Below are 14,016 nucleotides of genomic sequence, written 5' to 3' on the forward strand. Positions count from 1 at the left end.
ACTTGAATTGGGTCAAGCTCCGGAGTTCAATTCGGCCATTACGTCATCTGGAATGTTGAAGTTTGCCGATACGTTTTGGACGTCGTCATGATCATCGAGTAGTTCCATTAGCTTGAGCACTTTGCGCCCTGTGCTGGCATCGAGATCGACAGTGGCTGATGGTATCCGCGTCAACTGTTTGACTGTGGGTTCGATTTGGGCTTCTTCGAGGGCTGCCAGCAGATCGGCGTAAGCGTCGGGTTCGCAGGTGATTTCGAACTGGTCACCCTGCTGTTCCACGTTGTCACCGCCGGCGTCCAAGATAACTTCCATCAGCCGATCTTCATCGACTTGATCAGTCGGCACGACGATCAAGCCTTTGCGGTCGAATAAGTAGGCGACACAACCGGTGCCACCAAGCTTTCCACCGTACACTTCGAACAGTTTTCGAATTTCGGGTGCCGTTCGATTGCGGTTGTCGGTCATGATTTCGCACATCACGGCGACGCCGTTGGGACCGTAGCCCTCGTACAGAACTTCCTCAACATCCCCGCCGTCGAGTTCGCCAGTACCTTTTTTGATGGCTCGATCAATATTATCTTTGGGCATCCGAGCAGCCCGGGCGTCGGCCAGCGGTACCCTCAAGCTGACGTTTGTATCCGGATCAGCACCGCCAATTCGGGCTGCTACCATCAATGCTTTGGAGATTTTGCTCCAGACCTTGCCGCGTTTGTTGTCGATCAGCGCTTTTTTGTGTTTGATGCCCGCCCAATGTGAATGACCTGCCATTTTGCCTTACTCCCGTCTTTCCAGCTCCAACTTCGATTCAATTCTTTTTCGATCGTTTGCCTGTTTTTCCAACAGCAATTTGAGTGCTTTTTGCCACGTCTCTCGTGCCTCTTTGGCCTGCCCCAATTTGTTGAAGGTGTCGGCGAGGTGTTCGAGGATGATCGGATCGGGCCTTTCGATTTCGATCGCCTTTTGCAATGGCTCAACGGCTTCCTGGTAGCGTGCAAGTTGGTACAACGCCCAACCGAGGCTATCGAGGTAAGCAATGTTTTCCGGTTCGGCAGCTACGGCCTTTTGAGCCATTCTCAACGCCCGGTTCAGGTGGAGGTTCTGATCGGCCCATAGATACCCCAGGTCATTGTGGGCGCCGACATCCATTGGATACTCATCCAATACTTGTTCCAGCCATTCGATCCCCTTCGCGATATTTTCTTGAGCAACGCAGATGTTTGAAAGCGTCATTTTTGCTTCCTTCACTGCAGCGCGGGCACCGCCGGTTTGAAAGTCATCTTGGTACTGATCAAGAAAGTCAAGATAAGCTTGTTTTGATTCATCCCAGCGCTCTGCCAAGTACAAAATCCAAGCGGGTCGCATCTCAATCGCCGGGATACCTTTTGATCGTTTGGCCGCATCCTTGGCCGCTAGGAGCGCTTCGTCGTACCGGTCATTCACCGCAAGTGCGCCCGACAAGTAATAAAGTACTTCGGCCGTTCGCCTGCCGGGAATTTTTTCATCGAGCATTTCCTGGAATATCTGAATCGCCCGTTCGGACTCATTCGCCAGCAGCATTTCTAAGCCCCAGCTGATCCAGAGTTGGGCATCGGCACGCGGGGCCTTTCCTGCAACGAGGCGAAAGAACTCGTCGGCCAATTCATATTGTTCGGTCAGAATTGCCAGATTGGCCAGCGCGAGTGCCTCTCCCTGTAATTCTTTTTCAGGATGGTCCCCGAAACGTTTTCGCCCATCTACTGCTAGTTGGTTGATTCGTTCGGGGGTTTCGACCAGCGGCGTAAGCTCACTCTTTAACGCCGTGATTCCGTTCAATTCGGTGACCGCACGCCCCAGCAGTTCCAGCAAACGTCTGTCGTCGTCGAGTTGTTGATAACAAGTCACCAGGCCGCGGTAGGCATCAACGGACGGCTGCTGCTGCAAAACTTGTTGGTAGAGTTCTGCTGCTTTGCCGTATTGTTTTGCCTCCAAATACTGATCGGCGAGAAAGTAGCCGATGTAAGCGTTTTGGGGTTGTTGCTCGCGCAGTTCAACCAGACGCTTGATCAATTGATCTTGTCTGCCTTGTGCTTCCTCTAATTCAGCTAGGAGTCGGTAGGGCGAGGTTCCGGCCTCGTCGATCCCAGCCTCGAGATAGATCGCCAACTGTTTTTCGGCAGCTTCGACCTTATTTTGCTCTTTCGCAATGCGGGCTAAATGGAAAGCCAGAATCGGTGCGGTTTTCTCATTGGGGTGCGCCTTCCGAAATAACTCGGCTGCCTTCTCCAGGCGATTGGCCAGAAAGTTAGACTCTCCGATTACTGAATAAGTTGGCCCGGAATCTTTAAGAAGAGTTTCGATCGCGATCGCATCGGCCGATCCCTTTTTAGCCGTTTTCATCACGGACAGAACACGATCAAACGCGTCGCTCGCCTTGCCATACTTTTCGTTGAGGAAGTAAAGTCTACCCAGTTCGAATTGGGTGATCACACCGGCCCCTTTTAAATCGCTTTCGGCTGGCACTTCCGCAGTTATTTCGTAGAGCTTGGCCGCTTCCTCAAATCGTTCTTGTTCTGTGAGGCGAACTGCGAGTCGTCGTAGAATGAAGGAATCGAGCTTTGTTCCCGATTTCAGCATTTTGGCGTATCTTGCCGCTTCTTCGCCGTGGCCCAGTCGAAAGGCTAGAGGCACGATTTCCTTGAGAATTGTTTCGGAGCCGTTTGAATATCGATGGGCTCGCTCGTATTTTCGGAGTGCTTCCAGATATTTTTCTCGTCGAAACAGGAGTCGTCCTTCGGCGAAGAGACTGGAAGAATGAATCCGATCTTCATCGGCTTCACTTCGTGTTGTCCGAGGTACAAATGGCTCCAGATCGGACAGGTTTTCTGATGGGCCGTTTTGCGCCAAGAGCACAGGTTGAAAGAAGGGTGTAATCAGCAGTACAGACAAGAGCGTGCGGGAAAGTGCAGGCATCAAAAGAATCTCCACGCGGCCGGGGCAATTTGGCCTTGGGTGAAATGAGAGACCGTCAAGTCGCTAGTCTCGGTTCAGGCATCACACATCGTATTCTACTCATACGGCGGAGCGAGTGTGGGATTCGTGCCGGAACGTCTATCGGTCTCAACGTGGTTTGCGACGAGCGAGTTGCTTTGAGGCTGATTTTTTGTTGCCTTTGACGGCCTTCTTGGCGACTGCTTTCTTACTGACTGCTTTCTTACTGACTGCCTTCTTTTTGCCGGTCTTCTTTTTGACGGGTTCCACCTTTTTCTTTTTGGCGGCGGTTTTTTTGCTGACCGCTTTCTTTTTGCCGGGTTCCGCCTTTTTCTTTGTGGTTGGAGCTTTCGCGGTAGTGTTTTTCACCGTCTTTTTCTTTGGGGGGACTGCTTTCTTTTTTGTTTTTACAGGTTTGGCAGCCGCCGCTTTGCGTCCACCCCGTTTGGGCAACCGGTCTTTCGCAGTAGGGCTCATCTCCAACAGGATATTGCGGATATTTGTGTTGAAGGGGCTGGCTGCCAATTCGGCTGCCAACTGGTGCAATAAGGAACTGAATTCCTCGCCTTTGGTTTTGGGGATTGCACGTTCAAGTCCCGGCACCCGTCCCTTTTTCGTCTCGTCTTCGCTTGCCACATCGGCAATATAGAGCACGTTCATCGATGATTTGCAAAGTGGAATCGAATGGCCGCCGAGCCCATTTTGAACCAAGTAGGAAATCGAAAAAGTGGTCGTTCCGCGGTAGCTTTCCAATTGTTTGATGGCCGCGCCCAGGTTTTGTTTCTTGAGGAGATCCACGTCAAAGGAATAGACCGATTCGAACACGCTATGCAATGTGTGTTTGAGTTGCGTGGCGGACTTGGATGGATCGGCGCTGCCTTTCATCAATTCGGTCAGTTCTCGGACGGTCGTGACTCGGACCTCGTTCCAATCGAACATGGACTCCTGCAGTCTCGCAAAAATTTCGTCGGCGATTTCATAGCGAGTGTTTTCCAGGCAGCATGCGTAGAGCAACTGCTCGAGAACAGGGCGTTCAGCCTGCTGGATTGGTTTGAAGTGTTTGGCAAGGACTTTGTGGGTCTTGGCTATTTGTGCGGCGCGATTGGATGCAGACATCTTGTTTTCATCACGTAGGGGTTTGGCAGGAATGGATCAACGATTCATCGAGATGCGTCGTCAGGATTTTCGTCGAGTAGTGTGTCTTCGTCGTCGCTAGGTTCCGCATCATCCGAGGTGTCTTCATCAGCAGGCAGGACATCATGCAGAATCTCAGATACTTTGAACGCGTGCTTGATGCCCTTGTCGAGAACAAATTGAATTCGTGGGGTGTATCGCGTGTCAATGCGATCGTTGACCCGTTTCTGGAGGAATCCGGCGGAACCTTGCAGGCCGTGCATGCAAAGGCTCTGTTGCTTTTCATCGCCCATCACCGAGACGTGAACTTTGGCAAATCTCATGTCGCCGGAGATTTCGACGAAGGTCACCGTCACGTTTTGGATACGTGGATCTCGCAATTCGGTGAGGATCGCTAAGCTGACGACCTCTTTAATCGCAGATGCTGCTTTGAGTGTACGGCGCGAACTCATGGAAATCCCAAACTACGGCATGACAACGGCGAGAAAAATTTGAGTTACAAAGATCGTGCAATTTCTTCGATCTTGTAGGCTTCGAGGATGTCGCCCTCTTTCAGATCGTTGAATCCGGAGAGCTTCATGCCGCATTCGTAACCTTCGCGGACTTCCTTCGAGTCATCTTTTTCACGGCGGAGTGAATCGAGTGGATAATCGCCGATGCCACGTCCATTTCGATTGACGCGAACACGACATCCACGTTCGATCGTACCGGCCAGCACGCGACAACCGGCCACCGTGCCGACGCGACTGATCGTGAAGGTTCGCTGGACCAAGGCACGTCCAAGTTCCTTCACGCGTTCTTCCGGCTTGAGCTTGCCTTCCAAGGTTGCCTTTAGATCTTCGGTGACCTTGTAGATGATGTCGTAACGTCGAATCTCGACGCCTCGTTCTTCCGCAAGGATCCGTGCTGATTCGTCGGGAATCACGTTGAAACCAATAATCACCGCGTCGGACGCATCCGCAAGCGTTACGTCGGCAGCGGTGATTCCACCCACTGTTGCTTGCAATAATTTGATTTGAACTTCTGGATGCTGCAGCTTGTCCAATTCCTTTTGGATCGCTTCGATGGAACCTCGTACATCGGCCCGGAGAACCAGATTGAGGTTTGTGACTTCGATTTCATCGCCCAACCGGCCTTCTTCCATTCGGCGTTGGAATTCTTCGAACGAAACTCGGACTGTTCGACCTGAGAGTGATCGTGAACGAGTCTGTGTTTGACGTTGTTCAGCAATTTGGCGCGCCTGAGCGATGTTTTCCAGGACATGGAAAGAATCGCCAGCTTCGGGAGCCATATTGAGGCCGGTCAAGTTGACGGGTGTCGAGGGGCCCGCCTCTTGGAGTTTCCGAGTTGGCTTCAGGGTGTCATGCATTGCTTTGACTCGGCCGTAGGCACCACCACAGACCATCACATCCCCAACTCGGAGTGTTCCGTTTTGTACGATGACTTTTGCCACGACTCCCCGATTGCCTTGCTGTTCCGCTTCCAGGCAAGTTCCTGACGCCGCACGATCTGGGTTCGCTTGGTATTCATGCAGATCAGCGGTCAGCAACAAAGTTTCCAAGAGGGTATCGATGCCGTCGCCGTTGATGGCACTGGTTTGCACCACTTCCACATCCCCGCCCCATTCGGAGGGAAGCAATTCTTGCGCGGACAGTTCTTGCATCGCACGGTTGATATCGGCTCCGGGAAGATCGCACTTATTGAGTGCTACGACGATCGGCACTCCAGCAGCCCGAGCATGGCTAATTGCTTCTTCCGTTTGCGGCATGATCCCGTCGTCAGCGGCGATCACCAGGACCGCGATATCAGTCACATTGGCACCTCGAGCACGCATTTCGGTGAATGCCTCGTGACCCGGGGTATCGACGAAAGCGATTTCGCGATCATCCTTCTTTAGCTTGTACGCTCGGATGTGTTGGGTGATCCCGCCCGCTTCGCCTGAGACCACATCGATGCCGATGATCGCGTCAAGGAGCGAAGTCTTCCCATGGTCAACGTGTCCCAAGAAGGTGATGACAGGGACGCGTGGGACGAGTGAGTTCGGATCGTCCTCGGTTTCGAGCATTTGCGTAATCAGCTGATCCTCAAGTGTCTCGGCGAGTTTGAATTCGACCTCTAACTCAAGTTCGGCTGCGACGAGTTCGGCCGTTTCGGCGTCGATTTCCTGGTTGATGGTAACCATGGTGCCGAAGCCCATCAGCGTGCGCTGGATCTCGGCCGTTGGCACACCAGTCGCCTCGGATAAGCTCCGAACGGAACACGGTAATTCGACACTGACTTTCCCTTTACGGGGAGCGGCCGTGTTGGTGCCTTTGCGGACCAAACGCCGTCGTTTTCGGCGTACATCCTGATCGTCGTCATCTCGTCCGCTTCGCGAGCGGCGTCGTTTTTGCTGACGTGCGGCCCGACTACCCGCCATGGTGGCGAGTTTCTTGTCTCGCGAGTCGTCCTCTTTACCACCTTCGGCTTTACCACCTCGGCGTCGATCTCTCCCACCGGCGGATTTCGAGGATGCGTCTCGATCCGTGGAAGACTTTTGAGTTGGTGGGGCTTTCGGCTCGTTCGAGTCCTTGTCCTGTTGTTTCGTGAATTGTTCAAGCGGAGCACGGCTGCCTGATTTGGCATTTCGGATCGCATCAGCCGGCAGTGTCATGATGGGCTTTTGCGGTGCCGGTTCGTTTGACTTCGGTTTAGCAGTCGGTTGGGCTGTCTTGGGAATGGCCGCCATGCGAACGACCGGTTCCTTGCGACCGGCGTCTTTTCGAGACGCAGTTTTAGCCGAGTCTCGATCTTTGCCTGACGCGTTGTCGCCAGCCTCTGTCGTCGATTTTGAACTCGTCGGCTGAATCACACGAGGCTTGCCCGTGCTGCCACCGGGACCGATGTAATCTTCGCGAGTAAAAGCCGGCTGTTCGGGTGCAGCTGCAGGCGGGGCGGGCTCTGACTTGGGCTTGGGCTTGGGCTTGGGCTCGGGCTTGGGCTCGGGTGCCGCCTTGGGTGCCGCCTTGGGAGGCACCACCTTGGGGATGGTGGGCGGCTTGGCCGCAGGTGGGGGAGTTGGTGCGCCTTCGGCGCGCGTCCCACCTTTCAAGAAAGCTTTGACTTTGGTGAGCTCATCGTCTGTCAAACTAGCCAGGGCAGAACCTTTTCCGGTTATGCCTGCTTTCGCACAGACATCGACAAGCTCCTTGCTGTCGATCTTTAAATCTTTCGCTAATGCGTAAATCCGAATGGGCACGTCTGCCCTCCTTAATCTTCCTTGCGTGCGACGAAGTCCGATCGTTCTGCACGCCTGCGGTAGTTGCTCTTAACCCATTTGTCCGTACTCCCCGCTTGGTTGGTCAAGTGGCTTGAGGGACTTTCCCATCATTCAAACCGATTGATCTTACCGTGCGTTTCACCCTTGCTAATCAAGGGATCCTAACACCAGCTGGACGACGGCTACGACTCAAGGGTCGTATCGCGTGGTTCGCTTTCGGTGGCCGGTTGTGATACGGCACCGTCAGGCGATTCGTTTTCTGCGGTCTCCGTGGGGGCATCACCGTCCGCTTCTACAGCAGACGTTTCGTCCCCCGAGTTCCCCAGTGTAACACTCGTGGCGTCGACTTCCACTCCTTCGGAGTTGGATTCTTCCGTGGCATCGGCAATCGCAGCCGCTTCTCTGGCCGCTTCTTTGGCCGCTTCGAGGGCTTCCGCTTCTGCGGTCGCCTTGTCGATTCGTTCTTGTTCTTTCAAGCGACGGCGTTCAGCAGCGGCGGCCTGTTCGGCCTCTTCGGCTCGTTGCTCGGCCTGTTCGACAATCTGATCGACCACCTCTTGGCTGAGACTTCCCATTTCCATCAAGTCATCGGGTTCAATCACCGAGAGGTCGTCGTAGGATAAAAAGCCTTCGCCCACCAATCGTTCCGCCAGTTCGTCGGTAACACCTTCCAGCGCGGAATAGCCAGCGACGGCACTTTCTATTTGTTCCTGCAGTTCATTCTGGGTCATGATTTCGATGTCCCAGCCGCAAAGCTTGCTTGCCAGTCGGACATTCTGACCTCGCCGGCCGATGGCCAGTGACAACTGGTCCTCTCGAACCAGCACGATAGCCCGTCCCATCATTTTGCAGAGGATGACTTCGTCAACTTCGGCCGGTTGGAGCGAATTGGGGATCAAAACCTGCATGTCATCGCTCCAGCGAACGATATCAATTCGTTCCCCGGCCAGTTCATCGACGATGTTTTTAATGCGGTTTCCTCGAACGCCCACGCAGGCGCCTACGCAGTCCACTCGCTGATCGGCACTGCTGACGGCCACTTTACTGCGATAGCCGGGTTCACGAGCCATCGCTCGAACTTCAATGACACCCTCGGCGATTTCAGGAATTTCCTGTTCGAACAGGCGTTGTACCAAATGGGGGCGGGTGCGGCTCAGGATTACCTTGACGCGACTCCCTTCTTTTCGAACGTCAAAAACGGTTGCCCGCACTCGCTCGTTCGCATGGTGTGATTCACCCGGAATCTGTTCGCCACGCGGCAGGATGGCCTCCACGTTTCCAAGGGAGACGGTGGTGGCTCGTCCTTCATTTCGCTGCACGACTCCGCCGACCATTTGGCCGGACAATTCGTCATACTCGTCGTAGAGCGCATCGCGTTCGGCTTCGCGAATTTTTTGAATGATCACCTGTTTGGCGGTTTGAGCTCCAATCCGTCCGACCGTTTCTTCCGGATCGAGCGGTTCTCCGTTCATTTTTCCGCGAATCGAGCCGTCCACGCGGTCAATCTCGATCTCGATTTCCGCGTCGTCACCGTAATTTTTTCTCGCCGCGGAGACCAAGGCCGCCTCAATCGCCTGGATGACGATGTCCTTTTCGATGTTTTTGTCGCGGTGGATCGCGTCAACAATCCGCAGCACTTCGTTCGGATTCATGGCACCAATTCGTGGTCGGCCCTGTCTTGAGCGACGTACGGCATCGTTCAAGTCAGGTTCTATATTGTTGTTAACAAGCTGAATCGCCTCAGCCGCAGCTGAAAAGGGGCGATCGCTCGAAAATCCTTCTACACCATAGCTTTAGTTAAACGTAGAATCTCGCCAGCATATAGGCGGACTCGGGGGGTGTCAACCTGGGACGGCGGCGACCGATGGTCCTAAATAGATGTGTTACGCGGCCGTTCTGCGACTGAGTTGACTGGGAAGGCGGGCTCGGTCTTGTTCAGGCGGAGTAACGTCGAATCACGATCGAACTGGCCTGTCCCTGGGGGGTCACGTTCACATTGAGAACCGAATCACCTGCAGATCCCTCTCGACCGTTGGCGAGGTTTAATGCGCATTCGGGGTCAGGTGTCTCGTAGTTGAGAGTTTTGAACAGCTTGCCGTCGCGAATGGCCATCAGGCTCGAGATCAGTTCGATCATGCCGCCGGCTGCTCCCAGGTTACCAAAATAGCTTTTGGCCGCTGCCACCGGTACTGGTTCAGCTCGTTCGGAGAACACCTTTTCGATGGCGACGGCTTCGGCTCGGTCGCAGTCTCGGGTCGACAAGCCGTGGGCATGCACGTGGCCGATGTCCTGCGGCGCAAGGCTCGAGGTCCGCAAAGCCTGCCGCATCACGTTTTCGAGCGCCTGGCGTTGGTTTCCGATGGCATTTTGATCCATCACCGTTGATGATCCGTAGCCGACGACTTCGCCCAGGATGTTTGCCTCACGTTGTACCGCATGATCGAGTTCTTCGAGAACCATCGTGCCGGCGCCCTCGCCAATCACCATACCTTTGCGGTTGAGATCGAAGGGGCGAGAGACTTTTGCCGGATCATCATCGCCACAGGCCAAATCCTCTTGAAGTGCGGTGTGGACGGTTCGCAGCGGGTGGATCCGGCTACCCGTCGCTCCGGTCAAAATCATATCCGCGTGACCCCGTTGAATGGTTGAATAGGCTTCCGCGATCGCCAAGTTGGAGGATGCCTCTCGAACGGTAATCGAGTTATTGGGTCCTCGCAGGTCGTTGTAAATTGCCACATGACAGGCAGGCATGTTCGGGAGATACTTCAGCAGCCAGAGGGGGGTGACTTGAGGAATTCCTGATTCGGGCCATTGGGAGATTTCGAATTTCCCGTTTTCTGTCAGGCAGTTGCGAATCCCCGCTTCGAACTCCTCCGGATCTGTCATGATATAATCCGAGCCGTAGATGACGCCCGTCCGCTCCGGGTCGCATGAGTCGGCACCCAATCCCGCATCGGTCAGAGCCAATTGTGCGGCAGCCACGCCCATCTTGATCTCGCGACACATGACCTTGAGTCCCTTGCGGATGGTCTTTTTTTGTGCGGGAGCGAGTGGACCAAAGTCGTCGATTTTGCCAGCGAAGTCACGGACCTCGCCGCCGTAGCCCATGGGCAGGGTTGCCGTCGAAAATTGGGTTAAAGGACGAACGCCACTCTCGCCGGCACAGAGAGCCTGCCAGAGCGTTTCCTTGGTGTTTCCGAGCGGGGAAACGACGCCGCAACCAGTGATGACAACTCGTCGACTCATTGTTGGTTTCGCGCTCCTCGTCTGAAGCTGGTTTTCAAGCTCACCACCATTTACCGCTTGCGGCATCCGTTCACACCGGCTGAATTTTAGTGATTCATGCGGTTTTCGTCGAGGCAACTCAGGGAATTGGCTCAAAGTGGCCGCGGCTCCAGTCGAGGGATTTTACTCGCTGGCAGTCGATTTCAGTTCGATGTGTTGCTGTTCGAGTCTTTTCTGTCGTTAGTACCGACCGTGGTAATTCAGACGTGCGGCACGTTGCCCTTGTTGTCCCTGCAGGGCGGCGGCTTGGGGAGACGAACCGCCACTACTGCCTGATCGACAGACAAGGAACAGTAAGGCTTCTGCACGAGGAGGGCGTCCGGACGACGTGATGATTGCGGGAAGATTGCTGATGTCAGGGCGATCGAGGCCCGGCATGGCGACCACACCGCGGCTGATCAAAAGCACTTCGTTTTGGGGCCAGTGAAATCGCTCGTGAATTCTCCAGCTGCTGACTTGTGGCACATCGACCGGAACGTGGCCTTTGACCGGGGCGGGCAGTTCGACCGAAATCGACGACATTTTCTCGACTTGATCGACATGGCATTTCACAATGACTTCCATGTTCGCGCCGTCCAAGGTTGCCAGGGGACTGATCGTGAGTGAAAAGCCTTCTTTGATCTCGCCTCGTTGTATTTGATAACCGGGAGCCGCTGTCGGCGTCGCCACGATGCTGCGGGAAAAGGAACGCGGGGTCCACCGCGAAAGCGTGTGGGACTGTCCGTTCAAGACGGTCGCCCCGCTGGAACTATGCTCCCGGAAATCCACCCGCGATCGAAGTTGTGCACCCAGGCGGGCTGCGTCTTCGCGAGTCAGTAACCAAGCATCCAGTCCGGGCGTTTGCACCGGGACAGGCCGCATCATTTTTAAGGCATGTGAACGCCAACTCGGGCTACCGACAGTCACTAGGTGGACGCCTACGCCCACATGCTGTTGATCCGAACGCACAAAACGTTCCACGACGTCTGTAACGATCGCCTGCCGATCCGGGGAATGATAGACTCGGAGCGTTTCACTGTCTGCGTTAAGAATTCCGAAGGGCTGTCCAAACCACGTTTCTGTGCCCGTGTTACGGACCACCCATTCGACGATGTTCTGCTGTGGGTTGGGAATGCCTTGCATCCGATCCACATAGGGCCGGATATCGTATTCTCGCCAAACTTGGCCCGCGTCGGTGGGTAACTGGCCACTGCCTTCCCGCACGCGTGTGACGCGAGGTGGCCCAGCTTGAATGGGGCCCACGTTGTCGGCGGCTGGAGCGGTCGATGGGGCGACAGGCGGTGACTGGGCCGGTTGGCCTGTTGCTGGCTGGTTGGCTTGAATTGTTTGGGGCGTCGGATTCGTTTCGAATTGGGCGAAAGCGGTTGTCGCCAATGCGATTTTCAGTGTGATCACCAAGCAGGTTTGCCGTAAGCTCATCCGTTAAACTCCAGAAGAGGACGGTAAAAGAGAAGAGGGGGCGGAGTATAGGGGCGTTGTTGCCAGCCTCACAAGGGCAGTCAGGTTGTGAGCCATCGCATGGTAGCTTGGTCGGGTGATAGCGGTCGCATGCTGGCTTGGAATCTGCTTGACGATGTCGTGCAGCCGCACTTCCTGACAGCTGGGGGGGAGGTCCAACGATTTTTCAACCGATTACGACCCGTTTGGCTTCGTCATCATAATGGTTTGACGCAAGTTGCCTTCGCACCCGCGGATCGACATACTTGGAGAGAGGAAGGCCGCGTTCCATCTCGTGTTGTTGGGTCACAGGTCGTAAAATTCTCATTAAATCTTGCAGCTTGCGATGCTTATCAAAGTGAACTGAAGTCTGATGAATTCATCTCAATCATCCTCTGCTCAGCCGTCTGATCCAGATCTGTCGGGTCACCAACTGGGTGACTATCTGATTTTGCGTCGGTTGGGGGCCGGTGGCATGGCGGAGGTTTATTTGGCAGAACAGCAGTCTTTGGAACGCCAGGTAGCGATCAAAGTGCTGCGTCCGAATTTGGCGGCGCAGGAGAACTATGTTCGCCGTTTTCACAATGAGGCGCGTGCAGCTGCATCACTGGTGCACGCCAATATTGTCCAGATCTACGAAGTGGGCTGTCTCGAAGGTTTCCATTTCATTGCTCAGGAATACGTCCGCGGTCAAACGGTTACCCAACTTGTCTCCCGAACCGGGCCGTTGGAGATCACAAGGGTAATTTCCATCCTGCGCCAGATTTCGGCCGCTTTGAACAAGGCGGGGCAGGAAAGGATTGTGCATCGTGACATTAAACCAGAAAATATTTTGCTGATGCCGAGTGGCGAAGCCAAGGTGGCAGACTTTGGACTGGCACGTGTAATCGATCCCACCCAATTGGATTTGACGCAGGCAGGTCTCACGATGGGAACGCCTTTGTATATGAGTCCAGAGCAGGTTGAGGGCCGCCCCTTGGATCAGCGCAGCGATCTGTATTCTTGCGGCGTTACCTCCTACTACATGCTGACAGGGCGACCTCCCTTCCAGGGAGAAACTCCGCTCAGTGTCGCGGTGCAGCACCTGCAGACACCTCCCACGCCATTGCAAGATTTTCGTCCTGATGTGCCGGAGCAGCTTTCTGACATCGTGCTCAAGCTGCTGGCCAAGAAACCGTCAGGTCGTTATCGATCAGCAGCCGAGTTGTTAGGCGATCTCCGTTCCTTGTCCGTCGAAGGGGGCGAATACCATCTGCCGCTTGAGGCCGATGCGTTACCAGAAACAGATCACGACGAGCGGTCACACAGTCTGGATGCCACGCGTCAGTTGCAAACGTTAATGCAAACCCAATCGATGCGACAGGTTTCGCGTCGCGGTCGCTGGCTTGTGCCAGTGACGTTGTTTGCCGCTCTTGGCGTCGGCTGCATGGTTGCTCGTTTGACTTGGTCCGGTTCGCTGCTGGCAGAGGATTCGCGAGGAACGGTGCAAATTGAGCGTCGTGATACGGCGGCTGCCCAGTATTTGCACGCTCAATTCATGAATACGGAGGAGGCTTACGAAAGCGTTGCAAAGTATCACGATCCGGCTGAGAGCGCTCTCAATCGCTACTATGCGATGCGGTCGCAACAGCGATTGGCCGATTTCTACGTAAGTCTCTACGATTATGAGGCGGCCTACGCCGCTTTCAGTGTTCTTGAGCAGGATAGCGAGCCCGAGTTTCACGCGATCGGACTTGCCGGGCAGGCGGTGATTCACGATTTACGCGACCAGCTGCCTCAACTGGCGAACAAAATCTCCGAGGTCTGGGGGCAACGTTCCTTGCTCGACGTCGGTTTGCAAAGGGACTTGGAACGCATTGTCGAGAAACGAGATGTGGATGTATCCCCTGCAAAAGGTGATGCGTCCGAATAGCCGTTTTCGAGTGACCCTCACC

10 protein-coding genes are annotated in these 14,016 nt (G+C 54.7%); 2 read left to right on the top strand and 8 right to left on the bottom strand.

The genetic code is table 11. The features are described 5' to 3' along the window. Window positions 1–12: 12 nt before the first annotated feature. From P8N76_06025 to P8N76_06060, 8 genes are all read right to left on the bottom strand, one after another. Window positions 13–768: a YebC/PmpR family DNA-binding transcriptional regulator gene (locus P8N76_06025; protein ID MDG2381213.1), complete on the bottom strand. Its 756-nt coding sequence runs from the start codon at window positions 766–768 to the stop codon at window positions 13–15. Between the two features lie 6 nt (window positions 769–774). Further along, window positions 775–2,949 (bottom strand): hypothetical protein, encoded by a 2,175-nt coding sequence (locus P8N76_06030; protein ID MDG2381214.1) that lies wholly within the window; start codon window positions 2,947–2,949, stop codon window positions 775–777. 147 nt (window positions 2,950–3,096) lie between these two features. Further along, on the bottom strand, window positions 3,097–4,083 hold the full coding sequence (locus tag P8N76_06035; GenBank protein ID MDG2381215.1) for a hypothetical protein: 987 nt from the start codon (window positions 4,081–4,083) through the stop codon (window positions 3,097–3,099). Window positions 4,084–4,127: 44 nt separating this feature from the next. Next, window positions 4,128–4,553 carry a 30S ribosome-binding factor RbfA gene (gene rbfA, locus P8N76_06040; protein MDG2381216.1) on the bottom strand — a complete coding sequence of 142 codons (426 nt, stop codon included), beginning with the start codon at window positions 4,551–4,553 and terminating at the stop codon, window positions 4,128–4,130. Window positions 4,554–4,597: 44 nt separating this feature from the next. Further along, entirely contained in the window at window positions 4,598–7,339 is a 2,742-nt protein-coding gene (infB, locus tag P8N76_06045) for a translation initiation factor IF-2 (protein MDG2381217.1), read from the bottom strand. Window positions 7,340–7,542: 203 nt separating this feature from the next. Continuing rightward, window positions 7,543–9,012 (bottom strand): transcription termination factor NusA, encoded by a 1,470-nt coding sequence (nusA, locus tag P8N76_06050; protein ID MDG2381218.1) that lies wholly within the window; start codon window positions 9,010–9,012, stop codon window positions 7,543–7,545. Window positions 9,013–9,295: 283 nt separating this feature from the next. After that, window positions 9,296–10,606 (bottom strand): beta-ketoacyl-[acyl-carrier-protein] synthase family protein, encoded by a 1,311-nt coding sequence (locus P8N76_06055; GenBank protein ID MDG2381219.1) that lies wholly within the window; start codon window positions 10,604–10,606, stop codon window positions 9,296–9,298. 219 nt (window positions 10,607–10,825) lie between these two features. Continuing rightward, on the bottom strand, window positions 10,826–12,064 hold the full coding sequence (locus P8N76_06060) for a hypothetical protein (protein MDG2381220.1): 1,239 nt from the start codon (window positions 12,062–12,064) through the stop codon (window positions 10,826–10,828). A 99-nt stretch (window positions 12,065–12,163) separates the two neighbouring features. Between P8N76_06060 and P8N76_06065 the strand changes: the two genes are divergently transcribed. Together P8N76_06065 and P8N76_06070 are read left to right on the top strand one after the other, a co-directional pair. After that, window positions 12,164–12,493: a hypothetical protein gene (locus tag P8N76_06065; protein MDG2381221.1), complete on the top strand. Its 330-nt coding sequence runs from the start codon at window positions 12,164–12,166 to the stop codon at window positions 12,491–12,493. Beyond that, entirely contained in the window at window positions 12,456–13,994 is a 1,539-nt protein-coding gene (locus P8N76_06070) for a protein kinase (protein MDG2381222.1), read from the top strand. The genes P8N76_06065 and P8N76_06070 overlap by 38 nt, the downstream gene beginning before the upstream one ends. The last annotated feature ends 22 nt before the right edge of the window (window positions 13,995–14,016 follow it).

The sequence above is a fragment of the Pirellulaceae bacterium genome, assembly GCA_029243025.1.
Taxonomy (GTDB): domain Bacteria; phylum Planctomycetota; class Planctomycetia; order Pirellulales; family Pirellulaceae.

Excerpts from the sequence above, each read along its gene's own strand:
- P8N76_06025 (MDG2381213.1), bottom strand. The coding sequence starts at position 768 with ATGGCAGGTCATTCACATTGGGCGGGCATCAAACACAAAAAAGCGCTG.
- P8N76_06030 (MDG2381214.1), bottom strand. The coding sequence starts at position 2,949 with ATGCCTGCACTTTCCCGCACGCTCTTGTCTGTACTGCTGATTACACCC.
- P8N76_06035 (MDG2381215.1), bottom strand. The coding sequence starts at position 4,083 with ATGTCTGCATCCAATCGCGCCGCACAAATAGCCAAGACCCACAAAGTC.
- rbfA (MDG2381216.1), bottom strand. The coding sequence starts at position 4,553 with ATGAGTTCGCGCCGTACACTCAAAGCAGCATCTGCGATTAAAGAGGTC.
- nusA (MDG2381218.1), bottom strand. The coding sequence starts at position 9,012 with ATGAATCCGAACGAAGTGCTGCGGATTGTTGACGCGATCCACCGCGAC.
- P8N76_06055 (MDG2381219.1), bottom strand. The coding sequence starts at position 10,606 with ATGAGTCGACGAGTTGTCATCACTGGTTGCGGCGTCGTTTCCCCGCTC.
- P8N76_06060 (MDG2381220.1), bottom strand. The coding sequence starts at position 12,064 with ATGAGCTTACGGCAAACCTGCTTGGTGATCACACTGAAAATCGCATTG.
- P8N76_06065 (MDG2381221.1), top strand. The coding sequence starts at position 12,164 with ATGGTAGCTTGGTCGGGTGATAGCGGTCGCATGCTGGCTTGGAATCTG.
- P8N76_06070 (MDG2381222.1), top strand. The coding sequence starts at position 12,456 with ATGAATTCATCTCAATCATCCTCTGCTCAGCCGTCTGATCCAGATCTG.